This window comes from Aeromonas sp. sif0611, assembly GCF_019218845.1.
Classification (GTDB): Bacteria; Pseudomonadota; Gammaproteobacteria; order Enterobacterales; family Aeromonadaceae; genus Aeromonas; species Aeromonas media.
In genome coordinates, this window is the sequence record NZ_JAHUWU010000002.1 from 135,323 (window position 1) to 149,671 (window position 14,349).

Annotated in this window: 12 protein-coding genes; 10 read left to right on the plus strand and 2 right to left on the minus strand. The window is 63.8% G+C overall.

The genetic code is table 11. From position 1 onward, the window contains the following. Positions 1-375 precede the first annotated feature (375 nt). The 3 genes from dinG to KW824_RS05520 all read left to right on the plus strand — a co-directional run bounded on the left by dinG (position 376) and on the right by KW824_RS05520 (position 4,222). Complete coding sequence (gene dinG, locus KW824_RS05510; protein ID WP_218409191.1) at positions 376-2,448, plus strand: ATP-dependent DNA helicase DinG; 2,073 nt, start codon at positions 376-378, stop codon at positions 2,446-2,448. A gap of 144 nt (positions 2,449-2,592) precedes the next feature. Continuing rightward, positions 2,593-3,252 carry a DUF2057 domain-containing protein gene (locus tag KW824_RS05515; RefSeq protein WP_139751178.1) on the plus strand — a complete coding sequence of 220 codons (660 nt, stop codon included), beginning with the start codon at positions 2,593-2,595 and terminating at the stop codon, positions 3,250-3,252. A gap of 73 nt (positions 3,253-3,325) precedes the next feature. Continuing rightward, positions 3,326-4,222, plus strand: coding sequence for a histone deacetylase (locus tag KW824_RS05520; RefSeq protein ID WP_218409192.1), 897 nt, complete (start codon positions 3,326-3,328; stop codon positions 4,220-4,222). Between the two features lie 159 nt (positions 4,223-4,381). Here the strand turns inward: KW824_RS05520 and KW824_RS05525 are convergent, their stop codons facing one another. Next, entirely contained in the window at positions 4,382-5,530 is a 1,149-nt protein-coding gene (locus KW824_RS05525; protein ID WP_218409193.1) for an MFS transporter, read from the minus strand. 240 nt (positions 5,531-5,770) lie between these two features. Beyond that, on the minus strand, positions 5,771-6,721 hold the full coding sequence (ylqF, locus tag KW824_RS05530; protein ID WP_218409194.1) for a ribosome biogenesis GTPase YlqF: 951 nt from the start codon (positions 6,719-6,721) through the stop codon (positions 5,771-5,773). Positions 6,722-7,047: 326 nt separating this feature from the next. Here ylqF and KW824_RS05535 point away from each other — a divergent pair, with 326 nt between their 5' ends. The 7 genes from KW824_RS05535 to uhpB all read left to right on the plus strand — a co-directional run bounded on the left by KW824_RS05535 (position 7,048) and on the right by uhpB (position 14,337). Beyond that, the gene (locus tag KW824_RS05535) at positions 7,048-8,439 is read left to right on the plus strand and encodes an alkaline phosphatase (RefSeq protein ID WP_218409195.1); all 1,392 of its coding nucleotides are present in this window, start codon (positions 7,048-7,050) and stop codon (positions 8,437-8,439) included. Between the two features lie 23 nt (positions 8,440-8,462). After that, on the plus strand, positions 8,463-9,830 hold the full coding sequence (locus KW824_RS05540) for an alkaline phosphatase (RefSeq protein ID WP_218409607.1): 1,368 nt from the start codon (positions 8,463-8,465) through the stop codon (positions 9,828-9,830). Between the two features lie 50 nt (positions 9,831-9,880). Next, complete coding sequence (locus KW824_RS05545; protein ID WP_218409196.1) at positions 9,881-10,564, plus strand: hypothetical protein; 684 nt, start codon at positions 9,881-9,883, stop codon at positions 10,562-10,564. An 83-nt stretch (positions 10,565-10,647) separates the two neighbouring features. Next, positions 10,648-11,382, plus strand: a complete 735-nt coding sequence (locus KW824_RS05550) for an ABC transporter substrate-binding protein (protein WP_256351287.1) — start codon at positions 10,648-10,650, stop codon at positions 11,380-11,382. Between the two features lie 226 nt (positions 11,383-11,608). Beyond that, on the plus strand, positions 11,609-12,004 hold the full coding sequence (gene rnk / locus KW824_RS05555; RefSeq protein WP_041206035.1) for a nucleoside diphosphate kinase regulator: 396 nt from the start codon (positions 11,609-11,611) through the stop codon (positions 12,002-12,004). Between the two features lie 216 nt (positions 12,005-12,220). Next, positions 12,221-12,811: a transcriptional regulator UhpA gene (uhpA, locus tag KW824_RS05560; RefSeq protein ID WP_218409198.1), complete on the plus strand. Its 591-nt coding sequence runs from the start codon at positions 12,221-12,223 to the stop codon at positions 12,809-12,811. Beyond that, the gene (gene uhpB, locus KW824_RS05565) at positions 12,808-14,337 is read left to right on the plus strand and encodes a signal transduction histidine-protein kinase/phosphatase UhpB (protein ID WP_218409199.1); all 1,530 of its coding nucleotides are present in this window, start codon (positions 12,808-12,810) and stop codon (positions 14,335-14,337) included. Before uhpA ends, uhpB begins: the two co-directional genes overlap by 4 nt. Positions 14,338-14,349: the final 12 nt, after the last annotated feature.

Sequence of the window (14,349 nt, forward strand, 5' to 3'; positions counted from 1 at the left end):
AATGCCTACTGTAATTAAACACTAAGTCCTTGTTATTCCCTGTGTTAGCGATGTTCTTTGCATCACTATGCCGCCGAGACTATCACCGGGTTTTAGGATCCGCAACGAAAAAACTTGGAACTTTTTGAGAAAACCATAGTCATAGGGAAAAATTTGTGAGCTGAATCCCATATTGTTTGCCCTCTCAGGGAAAACGTTTACAGCGATACTTGCTACCTGAATCGCCCTTTTTTGGTGGTTTATTGCACGTGCCGCTCACCCCATAACATAAGTGCGGATCCCGGCCCCTAACCCCTGCCTCGCCTTGCCTCGACCCCGGCCGCCTGTTGCGGGTATCCTGTGGCCATTCATCCCAGACACGGTCACGCCTCATTCATGCTATCGACTCGCCTCAAAGCCACCATTCGCAATACCTATCGACAGATTGCCGATGGTTTACCCGGTTTTGTGCCGCGCAAGGAGCAGAATTTTCTGGTGGCCGAAATCGCCAAGACGCTCACCGGTGAGTATGAGAAGAGTCGCCGCATCCTGGTGGCCGAGGCGGGCACCGGTATCGGCAAATCCCTCTCCTACGCCCAGGGCGCCATCCCTGTGGCACGGCTCACCCAGAAGAAACTGGTGATCTCCACCGCCACCGTCGCCCTGCAGGAACAGCTGATCCACAAGGATCTGCCGTTCTATCATCGCCACAGCGAGCTGCCGTTTCGCTTCATGCTGGTCAAGGGGCGTCAGCGTTACTGCTGCGAACACCTGCTTGAACAAGCGGCAAGCGGCGCCGAGATGGCCAATTTCGAACTCGACTTCGGTAGTTTGAGCAAGCACAAGCCGTCAGATTCTGACAAGGAACGCTATCAGGCGCTGTGGCAGGCCTACACCGAGGGGAAGTGGGACGGGGACAGGGACAACTGGCCCAAGCCCATTCCGGATCTGTGCTGGGATCGCATCGCCGCCGATCGCCACAGCTGCAACAAGGCGCTCAGCCACCATCAGCACTGCCCCTTCCACCGTGCCCGCAACGACATGGACACTGCCGACGTGCTGGTGGTCAACCATGCCCTGCTGCTCTCCGACCTCACCATGGGCGGCGGTATCATATTGCCGCCGCCGGATGAGTGTATCTATGTGCTGGATGAGGCTCATCACCTGCCGACCATAGCCCGGGATCACGGTGCCGCCTCGGCCAGCATCAAGGGGTCCCGCCGCTGGCTGGAAAAACTGGTGCAGAGCGCCGGCAAGCTGGCCAGGGCGCTGAACAAGGAGAGCTTGATCGACCCCCAGCTGAAACTGCAGGATGCCCTGGCCTCCCTGCAACCGGATCTCAAGGCGCTGGAGCAGTGGCTCGCCGGCAACGATCACCTGTTTGGCAGCGAGCAGCACCACAGATTTGCCGAGGGGGTCCTGCCCGATCCCCTGCCCATGCTGGCCGAAAACCTGAAGGAGGCGAGCAAGAAGGCGCTGCGGGCGCTGGACAGGATGCAGGGCGCCATCGGCGAGGCACTCAAAGACGGCGAAATCCGTCGCAAGGAGGCCGAACCCCTGCTGGCGGAGAGCGGTTTTCACCTGCAGCGGCTGGAGAGTTTCTGCGCCCTGTGGGAGATGCTGAGTCGCCACGTGCCGTCGGGCAAGACACCGCTGGCCCGCTGGATGGCCAGGAGCGAGGATGGGGACATCTGGCTGCACGCCTCCCCCATCGAGGTGGGTTATCTGCTGGAAGAGTGGCTCTGGTCCCGCTGTCTGGGCGCCGTGCTGGTCTCGGCCACCCTCACCGCCCTCTCCTCCTTCAGCTATTTCCGCCACCAGGTGGGGCTCAAAGAGCATGACGGCACCCGTTATCTGCGCCTGCGCTCTCCTTTCGAGTACCACAAGGCCGAGCTTTATCTGCCAAAAATGACCCATGAACCGAGCGCTCCCGGCTTTACCCAGGAGCTGGTCGATACCCTGCCCCGTCTGCTGGCGGGCAAGGAGGCGAGCCTGGTGCTTTTCTCCTCCTACCGCCAGATGAACGAGGTGGCAGTGGGGCTGCGGGCCAAGGGGCTCTCCCTGCTGGTGCAGGGGGAAGCGTCGCGCAACGCCCTGCTCACCCTGCACAAACAGAAGTGCGACGGCGGCCAGGCCAGCATATTGTTCGGCACCGGCAGCTTCTCGGAAGGGCTGGATCTCCCCGGTCACTACCTCACCAACCTGGTGATCACCAAGCTGCCCTTCGCGGTGCCGAACTCCCCGGTGGAGGAGGCGACCGCCGAGTGGGTCGAAAAACGCGGCGGCAACCCCTTCCTGCAGCTGACGGTACCGGAGGCGTCCCGCAAACTGATCCAGGCCTGTGGTCGTCTGATCCGCAAGGAAGCCGATCGGGGCCGGGTAACCATTCTCGATCGGCGCCTACTCACCAAGCGCTACGGCAAGGGCTTGCTCGATGCGCTGCCCCCTTTCACCCGGCGTATCGAATGAGGCATGTCGGGTTTATTTGACAGATGAGTCAGCAAGCTGACTGCCGGGCGGCGCCATAAACGGCTATTGCTGCTGTGGGGCAAACCTGTAAAAATGAGCCCCTATTTTTCAGTGGGCAATCGCCTGACTGTTCAAGGAGATGAAATGAAACTGACTGTTCTGGTGCCGGCCCTGGCTGGTCTGTTGTGGGCAGGTAGCGCCCTGGCTGATAGCCAACTGGAAATAAGCAATCCCTACGTGGTCCAGCTGATCGATGGCGAGTCCATCAATCCCAAGCTGCTGGACAAGAGCAGCACCTTCCCCATCAGTGCTGGCAAGCACCAGGTGGTGGTAGCCTTCGAAGGCAACTACTCCAGCCGCAGCGAGATCAAGCTGGTGACCGCCGAGCCCCTGGTGATCAACTTCACCGCCGGTGACAACCAGAAGCTGGTGCTGGATTTCAAGAAGCCCCGTAACGAATCTGAAGCCCAGCAATTCGTGAAACAGCAGAAAGTCGTTCTCAAGGACAAGGTCAGCGGTCAGGCCCTGGCCAGCGAACAGTTCATCATGCCGAAAGTGGGTGGCTTCCAGCTGACCCGTGACTATCAGCAGGAGCTGCTGAAGATGGGCAAGGCCTTCAACCAGCCAGCCACCGTTGCCGTCTCCAGTGCTGCCGTGATGGCCGCCGCCAGCGCGCCGGTCGAAGTAGCGCCGAGCAAGGCTCAGAGCAATCCGGAAGCCCTGACCCAGCTGCAGAGCTGGTACAACAAGGCCGATGCGGAGACCCGCAAAGCCTTCCAGATCTGGGTGATCCAGCAGCAATAAGGGCGCAGCGCGTCGCTTTATGCATAGAGGGGAGCCTGGCTCCCCTTTTTCATATCAGTTCGGGCCTATTGCCATGTCCCTGCGCATCTTCTACCACCCCTATTACTCCTCCCTGACGCTGCCCGAGCGCCACCGCTTTCCCCTGGCCAAGTACCAGGCGCTGTTTGAGCACCTGGGCAGTCTAGGTTATCCGCTGGCAGAGGCCGCGCCCGCCACGCCTGAGCAGATAAAAAGAGTGCACGACGCCGACTATGTTGAGGCAGCCCTCACCGGGCAGCTTGAAAGAGAGGCCATCCGCAGACTCGGTTTTCCCTGGTCACCCATGCTGATTGAACGCACCCTGCGCTCGGTCGGGGCCACCGTCGCCGCCAGCCGTCACGCCCTCGAGCAGGGCTGCGGCCTGCAGATCTCCGGCGGCTATCATCACGCTCACAGGGACTTTGGCAGCGGCTTCTGCCTGTTCAACGATTTGGTGATAGCGGCCCGGGCCTGCCTCGACGAGGGGCGCTGCGAGCAGGTGCTCATCGTGGATCTCGATGTCCACCAAGGAGATGGCAGCGCCGCCCTGTGCACGGGGAGCCGGGACATCATCACCCTCTCCCTGCATGGCGAGCACAACTTCCCCCACCACAAACCCGCCTCCCATCTGGACTTCGCCCTGCCAAGCGGCATGGAGGATGACACCTACCTCGAGACCCTGAGCCAGGCGCTGAATCTGGCGCTGCGCCTCTACCGCCCCGATCTCATCCTCTACCAGGCCGGGGTCGACGTGCACCAGGCCGACGAGCTCGGCTACCTCTCCCTGAGCGACGCCGGGGTGCGTCAGCGGGACGCCATGGTGTTTGACTGTGCGATAAGCAACGGTCTGCCCATCGCCGCCGTACCGGGAGGCGGTTATCGGCGCGACTGGCGGCAGTTGATCCCGCTGCACCTCTCCCTGTTCGAAGAGGCGAAAAAGCGCTATGGCTAGCGCCCCCTTTTCCCCTCGCCAGCCCCTGATAACAACAAGGCGGCCCCGGGGCCGCCTCTTCTTATATAGGGCACAGCTGCGTTTTGCAGTGCCTGTCATCAGAGACAGCACAGGGCATCATGCCTGGCGCTCGGCGCCCCTTCCCATCAGACACAGCCATCAGGCATGGGCCACCGGCGTCGGATGCTCACTCATGGGGCGCAGCAACATCAGCAGATAGATGAAGGACACGCTGGCGATCATGATAAACAGCAGGTTATCCGAGTAGTGCTGCATCAAGAGCGCGGTATAGGCAGGGCCCAGCAGGCTGCCTATGGTGTAGCTCAGCAGCAGCGCCTGATTCATCGCCACCAGCTGATGCTGCTCAACCCTCTCGCAGGCCCAGGCCATGGCCACCGGATAGAGGGTAAAACCGGCGGCGCCCAGGATGAAGAGCGCCGGCCCCATCGCCAGGTTACCGAGCATCGCCAAGGCACCCAGGATGACCACCAGCACCTGCATCCGCAGTACCAGCAAACGACCGAACCTGTCTGCCAGACGGCCGGCGGGCCACTGCCCCAGGATGCCGGCGCTCACCATCACCGCCATCCAGTAACCGATACCGGCATCACTCACCCCCTGATGGTTCAGGTAGAGCGGCATCAGGCCATAGAGCGACCCCAACACGATGCCGGAGATGATGCAGCCATTGACCCCAAGGCGCGCCTGACGCAGGCGCAGCATGGGCCACACCCGGGTTGCCCCCTGCGGCTCCCCCTGCTCGCTGACAATGCGGGTGAACAAGAGCGGCAGGATAGCGGCCAGTACCAGGCCAGTCACCCAGGGCAGCACATCCATCAGCGCGGTCGGCAGCGTGCTGACCAGCAGTTGCCCGAGCACAGTCCCCAGGTAATAGACCATCATGTAGGCGGCGAGCAGACGCCCCCGGTTGCGCGCGTTGCCGCTGCACATCAGCGCACTCTCCACCACCACCCAGATCATGGCGCAGCCGATGCCGGCGATGAAGCGCCAGCTGAGCCAGCTCCAGAACCCCAGGGTGACTCCTAAGCCCACACAGCCTGCGGCAAAGATCAGGGATGCCAGGTAGTAGCTGCGGTTGAACCCGGCGCGTTTGATCAGCGCCCCCGCCAGCAGGGTCCCCAGCAGGTTGCCGCAAAAATAGGCGGAGCCGACCATGCCCACCTGCCAGGTCGGAAGCTGGTCATGGGCGAGCCAGAGCGGCACCAGGGTATTCAACACCGCGATGGCCAGGGTCAACAGCAGCAGGCCACAGAGCAATAACAGCACTGGCCGGGAGTATGTGGTCATGGATAAAACCGTGGGGAGAGTCAAAATGCGAGCGCATCATGCCACTGCCAAAGCCATTGTCAATCGGCGCTGAGCCGTGGCGGTGGTGTTTTTCTGCGCGCAGACTCTACAGCCTGGATCTGAGCCGCGAGGTGCCCGCTGGCGGCCAAGGCGCTCCGCCATTTAGGGCGATACCCTGTCCATTGAAAAACGAAGAGGCGGCCCCGGGGTCGCCTCCTCTTTCTACCAGCACAATAGACGCTATTTCTGACGCTTTCTGGCGTACTTGCGACGGGCCCGCGCCTGGCGCTCCTCTTCCCGCTCCGCCTTCTCCTTGGCCTTCTGCTCCGCCTCCTCGGCCGCCAGCACGATCTCGGCGCTCACCATCTCCGGGGTCTCCAGGGAGATGCGCCCCAGCATGCCGGAGCGGAACTCGTTGACCAGGATCTCGGAGGCCTTGTGCAGATCCGCCAGGCCGCCCTTGCGCATGAAGGCGCGCTGGCGGGCGATGAGCTCCAGCAGCTCGCTCTCGGTCTCGGGCAACTCAGCTATCTGGTAGCGCGCCTTGATCCGCTCCGGGTAGGCCTTGAGGAAGTAATCGGCGGCGAACATGGCGATGTCGGCGTAGTCGAAGACGGTGTCCTTGATGGCCGCGGTGATGGCCAGCCGGTAGCCACAGGAGGGCGGGTTGAGCTTGGGCCAGAGGAAACCCGGGGTATCGGTCAGGATGACGTTGTTGTCCAGCTTGATCCGCTGTTGGGACTTGGTCACCCCCGCCTCGTTGCCGGTCCGGGCGATGATGCGCCCCGCCAGGGTGTTGATCAGGGTGGACTTGCCCACGTTGGGGATGCCCATGATCATGGCCCGCACCCCGCGCAGGTCGAAGTTGCGCTCCGGCAGCATCTCGTGGCACAGGGTCAGCAGCGCCTTGATCTTCTCCGGCTCCTGCTGGGTCAGGGGCAACGCCTTGATCCCCTTCTCTTGTTCCATGTGTGCCACCCACAGCTCGGTGATCGCCGGATCGGCGAGATCCGCCTTGTTCAGCACCTTGATGACGGGAGTATCCCCACGCAGCTCGGGCACCAGGGGGTTCTCGCTGGAGAAGGGGATGCGGGCATCGAGCATCTCGATGATGACATCGACCTGGGGCATGACCTCGGCAATTTCTTTGCGGGCCTTGTGCATGTGGCCGGGGAACCAGTTGATGGACATATCCGTTACTCTCTCATTGGGGATGCGGGCTCCCGCTGGGGGCTGCGGGCGCCTGGTGATGCGCCAAACCGCTGGCACTCATCGCAAGGGGGCGCATTTTACCTGCTGCGGCCCCGATTTGACAGGCCATTGTGGCCACGAGCGTGCATGGCAGCAACACTGGTGCCACCACGGCCGGCGACGGCAGAGGCCCGAACAGCAATCAATAACTCATTGATACAACATAACATTTATCTGTCACCTTCACCGTATTGTCATCCAGACTCACTAAAAGTGTCATCTGCCCCCTCTAGGCTGCGCTCAGGTTTTACAAGGAGCGAACCCCAATGAGAAACATGGCAGGACTTGCAGTGATGATAGGCGCCACCCTGGTCGCCGGCTGCAACTCCAACAATGACAGCAGCACCCCGGAGCCCAGCGCCAAAAACGTCATCTTCTTCCTCGGCGACGGCATGGGCCTCAACACCCTGACCGCGGCCCGCATCTACGGCGTCGGGGAAGAGGGCAGACTCACCATCGACACCCTGCCGGAGACGGCCTTCATCAAGACCTTCTCCCACGACGCCCAGGTCACCGACTCGGCCCCCTCCATGGCGGCCTACATGACGGGGGTCAAGAGCAACAACGGCGTCATCAGCATGGACAGCGACGCCACCTATGAGAGCGACTGCAGCCAGAGCGCCGGCAAGCCGGTCACCACCCTGCTGGAGCTGGCCAAGGCCGACGGCCGCGGCACCGGCGTGGTCACCAGTACCCGGGTGACCCACGCCACCCCGGCCGCCACCTATGCCCACATCTGCAACCGGGATCTGGAGGCGGACATCGCCGCCCAGCTGGTACCGGGCGGTGCTGGTTACAACGGCGCCCTGAAAGAGGGGCTGGACGTGGTGCTCGGCGGCGGCAGCAGCTTCTTCTTGCCCAAGGCCGACAAGGGCAAGCGGGAGGACGGCCGCAACCTCATCGACGAGATGCAGGCCAAGGGCTACCAGTTTGCCAGCACCCTGGACGAGCTGAACCAGGCCGAGGCGGGCAAGCCGCTGCTGGGGCTGTTTGGTTCGAGCCACATGAAATATGACCTCGACAGGCCCGCCAGCGAGCCGTCGCTCGCCCAGATGACCCTGGCCGCGATCAAGCAGCTCAAGGACAAGGAGAAGGGCTACTTCCTGATGGTGGAGGGGGGTCGCATCGATCACGCCCTGCACGACACCAACGCCAAGCGCGCCCTGCAGGATACCCTGGCCTTCGACGACGCCATCAAGGCCACCCTGGACGAGGTGAAGAAAACCGACCCCGAGCTGAAAAACACCCTGATCGTGGTCACCGCCGACCATGACCATACGCTGGTACTCAACGGCTACGCCAAGCGCACCGGCAAGACCACGGCCGGCAACCCCGGTGTGCTCGGGCTGGTGAAGAACTACGAGACCGGCGAGCCGAGCAAGGACAGCGACGGCATGCCCTACACCATCATCGGCTTTGGCAACGGCTACAACCGGGTGGATGGCCCGCGCAGCAGCGTGGCACCGCTCGACGATGCTACCGTCTCGGCCGACGACTATCACCAGGAGGTGGTGGTCAAGGTGGGCGAGATCGGCAACGAGACCCACGGCGGCACCGACGTCTTCCTCGGCGCCATAGGCCAGGGAGCTGACAGCTTCCACGGTTCACTCGATAACACCGCCGTGTTCGGCAAAGTCAAGGCTGCGGCCAAGCTGTGAGGATCATTCCCGTGAGAAAAATCATGAACAAGACCCTGGTGTGCACCGCCCTGTTCGCCGCCCTCGGCGGCCTGTCCCAGGCCCAGGCCAGCGACGCCAAGAACGTCATCCTCTTTATCGGCGACGGCATGGGCCCCAGCGTGCTCACCGCCACCCGCCTGTTCAAGGTGGGAGAAGAAGGCAACCTCGAGATCATGTCGCTGCCACGCAGCGCCCGCATCAAGACCTTCTCCCACGACGCCCAGACCACGGACTCGGCCCCCTCCATGGCGGCCTACACCACCGGCGTCAAGATGAACAACGAGGTGATCGCCATGAGCAGCGACACCAAGGCCGTGGCGCCGTCCAAGGATGCCAACGGCAACAAGGGCATCAACAACTGCACCGGCGACAACGGCACCCCGGTGCCGACCATACTCGAGCTGGCCAAGGCGGCGGGCAAATCGGTGGGGGCCGTCACCACCACCGAGCTGACCCATGCCACCCCGGCGGCTACTTACGCACACATCTGTCACCGGGATGCCGCCTACGCCATCGCCGAGCAGGCGGTGCCGGGCGGCGCCGGCTTCAACCAGGCGCTCGGGGACGGGGTGGACGTGCTGATGGGGGGTGGTGCCAATCACTGGACCCCCTACAGCGCCAGCAACAAGGGGGGCAGGGCCGATGGCCGGGATCTCACCGCCGAGCTCGGTGCCCAGGGCTATCAGTACGTCACCACCCAGAGCGATCTCGCCAAGGTAGAGAGCGGCAAGGTGCTGGGTCTGTTCAGCGCCAAGTCCCACCTCGACTACGAACTGGACCGCGTCGCCAAGGGGGCGGCCAATACCCAGCCGTCCCTCTCCGAGATGACCGCCAAGGCGATCGATCTGCTCAGCCAGAACAGCCAGGGCTACTTCCTGATGGTGGAGGGAGGCCGCATCGACCACGCCCTGCACGCCACCAACGCCAAGCGTTCCCTCACCGATGCGGTGGCACTGGACGAGGCGGTCAAGACGGCGCTCGGCAAGGTGGATCTGGCAGATACCCTGATCGTGGTCACCGCCGACCACGATCACACCATGACCATCAACGGTTACGCCGCCAAGGGCAACCCTGTGCTGGATCTGGTGAAGAATGGTGATGGCTCCACCCAGCACGACGTGGATGGCAAACCCTTCACCACGCTGGTGTTCGGCAACGGTCCGAACCGCGCGGACGTGCGCCCCACCCTCACCAGCGACCAGGTGATGGCGGACGACTACCTGCAGGAGACCGGGGTCAAGCTCGGCTCCGAGACCCACGGCGGCGGCGATGTGATGCTGTTCGCGGATGGCGCTGGCAGCGGCCGCTTCAAGGGCACCCTCGACAACACCCTGGTGTTCGGCAAGCTCAAGGAGGTGCTCGGTCTGTAAGGCACAGGGCCCGGTGTCACGCCGGGCCCTCTCCTGACGAGCGATCAAGCATGATGCGATTGTTACTTTCGATATGGCTCCTTGGCTGTACCCTCTCTTTTCCCCTGCTGGCCGATGAGGCACCCGATCTGGCCGCCCGCATCCGCTATCAGGACAGGATCACCGGCAGCGATGGCATAGCCCGGGAGAGCGTCTGGCAGGAGAAGTGGCTGCGAGTGGGCAACCAGGTGTGGAGCCAGCGGCTCATCCCTCTGCCCCTTGCCCGAGCCTACCACGCCACTCACGACGCCACGCCCGGCCACAAGCACTTTACCCACCAGATGGCGGCGCGCTGGGTCACCCTGGATGACGGGGGCGACCTGCAACTGCGCTACGCCGACGCCTGGCACAACCAACTGGTGGAGGTGCCGCCGGAGGAGTATGGCCAGGTGGCCTTCAAACCGGATTGGGAGCGGATCCGCTACCTCGTCAACCCGGCCCTGCTGCAAGAGATGACCCCCCTAGACGAGGCGGCCCCCGAGCAGGCCCGCTGGTACGAAAAGCGCGAGGGCAAGCAGCGCACCCGCATCCTCTGGTCGAGCCGCTGGCAGTTGCCGCTGGTGGTGGAGTCGGCGAGCCTCGACGGCTACCGCAGCTACCGGATGGAGGTGACCCTCAAACCCCTGCCAAGGCAGTTGCCCTGGCAACAGCTCGACGGCTACCAGACCCTGGATCTGCGCGACTTCTTCGACTGACCCACCCTCTTCCCCCAATGGGTTGGCTGACTTGGGGTAACGGGATGTTACACTCTGTGTACTCATCCCTGACCCGGTCTCCTATGCGCCTTCCCGTACTGTTTCTGCTGTTCTGTGCCACCCTCTTCCCGGGCCCCCGTGCCCACGCCGCGGTGGTCATCGCAGCCGAGATCCCCCCTTATGTCATCCGCTCCCAGCAGGGGGCCCCGAGCGGCATGGCCATCGAAGTGCTGGAAGAGGCGGCCCGCCGCCTTCAGGAGCCACTGGAGATCGAGCTGATGCCGCTGGCCCGCGCCCTCAGTCAGACCCGCCACCGACCGGATGTGCTACTGCTGCCGCCGGCCAGAAATGCCCAGCGCGAGCCCCTGTTCCTCTGGATTGCCCCCCTGCTGGAGGAGGCCTTCGTACTGGTCAGCCACCGCCAGCACCACCCGGCCCCCCTCTCCGTCAAGGAGGTGGCCGGCCTGACCCTGGGGGCCTTGCGCGGCTCTCATGGTCAGAGCCTGATCCAGCCTCTGGAGGGAGTGACCCGGGAGCTGGTCACCGAGGAGGTCAGCAACGCCAGCAAGCTGGCGAGGGGTCGCATCCAGGGCTGGGCGGTGGCCTGGAATACCGCCCGCTACAACCAGCAGCGGGCTGGCTTGCCCCTGGCGGATCTGGTGCGCGGTGACACCCTGCAACAGAGCGCCCTCTATCTGGCCGCCAGCCCGCGGTTTCCTGCGGCAGAGGCGCTGCGCTGGCGCAAGGCGATTGAGGGAATGCGCGAGGATGGCAGCCTGGCACGCATCCTCAAGCAGTACGATTATCAGGCGCCCTGACACCGGCCGGGCATTTGCCAAAGCCATTCAGAATGGTTATGGTATCCCCATGAAAGCGCTCATGATTTTTTCCAGCCTGCTCACACCCCGTTGAGCCCCCGCCCTCGCCCCTGACCGCGAGTCGCTCGGGGGCATCGCGTTTGCGATCTATTCTCACAATCCGAACCCTTTTTCGACCAGCTTGCCCGTCATCCTGGTCCTGTCAGCCATTGATAAGGAATACCCAATGCAACAGCCTCATCTCGTCATCTCCAGCCTGGATCTGGATCGCATCGAGCAACTGCTCGGTAACCACCCGCAACACCTGGCCCTGCAGGAGGAGCTGGACCGCGCCGAGATCCGCGACCCGGCCGACATGCCGCCGGACGTGGTGACCATGAACAGCACGGTGCGCTTCAAGATGCAGAACAGCGGCAACGACTTCTGCCTGACCCTGGTCTACCCGAAGGACGTGCAGGGGGACGAGTCGAAGATCTCCGTGCTGGCACCGGTCGGCAGCGCCCTGCTGGGATTGAAGGTGGGTGACAGCATCGCCTGGCCGGGCCCGGCCGGGCGCACCATCCAGGTGGAGATCCTGGAAGTGGTCTATCAGCCGGAGCGCGCGGGCGAGCTGCACCGCTGACCGGGCCGAGGACGCTCTGCCCGCCACCGAGACGAGCAGAGCGTACCCTTCCTTTTATTGCCGCCCGTGTATTACCACCCGCGCCCCATGCCCAGACGGGGCGTGCATCGCCGCCTCATCCTGTTCAGACGTTCTCCTCCCCCTTGAGCCAAGTGGCGAGCGGGAGTATCTTGTTGGCCGCGCCAGCGCCCTGGCCGCAGATTTCAGGCTGACATCATGATAAAGATTGCCCTCATCGACGATCACCAGATCGTCCGCTCCGGCTTTGCCCAGTTGCTCAATCTCGAACCCGATCTGCGGGTGGTCGCCGAATTTGGCTCCGCCGCCGAGGCCCTCGCCGGGTTGCCCGGCAGCGGGGCCCGGGTCTGCGTCTGTGATATCTCGATGCCCGACCAATCGGGGCTAGAGCTCCTCAAACAGCTCCCCTCCGGCCTCGCGGTAGTGATGCTCTCGGTCCACGACAGCCCGGCCCTCATCGAGCAGGCGCTGCAGACCGGTGCCAAGGGATTTCTCTCCAAGCGCTGCAGTCCGGATGAGCTGATCACCGCCGTGCGTACCGCCGCCCAGGGGGGCTGCTACCTGACCCCGGATATCGCCCAGAAGCTGGCCAACAGCAGCCGGGATCCCCTCACCAATCGGGAGCGGGAGATTGCCCAGTTGCTGGCCCAGGGGCTGGAGGTGAAGAGCATCGCCGAGCAGCTCGGTCTCTCCCCCAAGACGGTGCATGTGCACCGCGCCAACCTGATGGACAAGCTCAAGGTCAGCAACAACGTCGAGCTGGCCCACCGCATGCTGGATAGCTGGTGATCTCCCGTCTGGCCAGCTATGTCGCCATCGCGCTGGCGGCCAGCTTCATCTTTGCCGCCGGCTGGTTTTGCCTCTGGAGCATCAGCCTGCATCTGGCGGGTGGCCCGGCGCTGGCGGTGCTGCTGTTCCCCTTCGGCCTGCGCCTCGGGCTGCTGCTGCAAAGTCCCGGCCACTACTGGCCGCCGCTGTTGCTGTGCGAAGGGCTGTTGCTCTACTGGCTCAATCAGGAGGTGGGGCTGCCCCACTGGCCATGGCTGGTCGCCGGCAGCCTGCTCACCCTGTTGCCGCTGTTCATTGCCCGTCGCCAGCAGGTACGCAACGACTGGCAACAACTGTTGCTGCTGCTCGCCACCGTCACGGCGGCGGCGCTGTTGCAAGCCCTGCTCTGGCATCTGGCGGGAGAGGATGGCCTCTCGGCCCTGCTGCTCAGCCTGACCGGCGGTCTCACCCTCACCTCCACCTGCATGCTGATCTGGCACTACCTGACCCGCGCCACCTGGGTGCCGCTGGGGCCTGCGCTGGTGGATCAACCGGTGGACTGGCGTTTTCGCCATCTGGTCTGGTACCTGCTGCTGTTCGTATTGAGCCTCTGGCTGCAACTGGGGTTGCCCAACTCGCTGGTGCGCTTCACGCCGTTTTGTCTCGCCATCCCCATCATCGCCATGGCGTGGCGCTACGGCTGGCAGGGGGCGCTGCTCGCCACCCTGATGAACACCATAGCCCTGTTGGCGAGCCAGGCCTGGCATGATCACCCCCTCGACCTGCTGCTCTCCCTGCTGGCACAGAGCCTCACCGGCCTGCTGCTCGGCGCAGGCATCCAGCGCCAGCGCGAGCTCAATCAGGCGCTGACCCGCCAGCTCGCCCACAATCGCCAACTCACCGAGCGGCTGCTGGAGACCGAGGAGAGCATCCGGAAGGAGGTGGCGCGCGAGCTGCACGACGATATCGGCCAGACCATCACCGCCATTCGCACCCAGGCAGGGATCGTGCGCCGGCTCGCCCCCGATAATGCCGGGGTGGGCCAGAGCAGCGCCCTGATCGACACCCTGTCGCTCGGGATCTACGACGCGGTGCGCGGCCTGCTCGGTCGCCTGCGCCCGCGCCAGCTCGACGACATGAGTCTGGAACAGGCAGTGCGGGCGCTGCTCAGAGAGCTGGAGCTGGAGCGCCGCGGCATCGTCACCCGACTGGAGTGGCAGCTGGCGGATGGGGATCTCTCCGATGCCCAGCGGGTCACCCTGTTTCGGGTCTGTCAGGAGGGGCTCAACAACGTGGTCAAACATGCCAACGCCCACTCGGTGACCATTCGCACCCGGGCCAGCGGCGAGCAGCTGCAACTGGTGCTGGAAGATGATGGCCGCGGCCTGCCACAGAGTCGCCCGCAACAGGGCTATGGCCTGCTCGGTATTCGCGAGCGGGTGCAGGCGCTCGGGGGCAGTCTGCAACTCTCCTGCATCCACGGCACCCACGGCACCCAGCTGACGGTCAACCTGCCCAGTCGCAGACGGGAGGAGAGTCATGACTGATCACCACCAGAG

Coding starts and splice junctions, on each gene's coding strand:
- KW824_RS05540 (WP_218409607.1), top strand. CDS start 8,463: ATGAACAAGACCCTGGTGTGCACCGCCCTGTTCGCCGCCCTCGGCGGC.
- KW824_RS05515 (WP_139751178.1), top strand. CDS start 2,593: ATGAAACTGACTGTTCTGGTGCCGGCCCTGGCTGGTCTGTTGTGGGCA.
- rnk (WP_041206035.1), top strand. CDS start 11,609: ATGCAACAGCCTCATCTCGTCATCTCCAGCCTGGATCTGGATCGCATC.
- KW824_RS05535 (WP_218409195.1), top strand. CDS start 7,048: ATGAGAAACATGGCAGGACTTGCAGTGATGATAGGCGCCACCCTGGTC.
- dinG (WP_218409191.1), top strand. CDS start 376: ATGCTATCGACTCGCCTCAAAGCCACCATTCGCAATACCTATCGACAG.
- KW824_RS05525 (WP_218409193.1), bottom strand. CDS start 5,530: ATGACCACATACTCCCGGCCAGTGCTGTTATTGCTCTGTGGCCTGCTG.
- KW824_RS05550 (WP_256351287.1), top strand. CDS start 10,648: ATGCGCCTTCCCGTACTGTTTCTGCTGTTCTGTGCCACCCTCTTCCCG.
- KW824_RS05520 (WP_218409192.1), top strand. CDS start 3,326: ATGTCCCTGCGCATCTTCTACCACCCCTATTACTCCTCCCTGACGCTG.
- uhpA (WP_218409198.1), top strand. CDS start 12,221: ATGATAAAGATTGCCCTCATCGACGATCACCAGATCGTCCGCTCCGGC.
- ylqF (WP_218409194.1), bottom strand. CDS start 6,721: ATGTCCATCAACTGGTTCCCCGGCCACATGCACAAGGCCCGCAAAGAA.
- KW824_RS05545 (WP_218409196.1), top strand. CDS start 9,881: ATGATGCGATTGTTACTTTCGATATGGCTCCTTGGCTGTACCCTCTCT.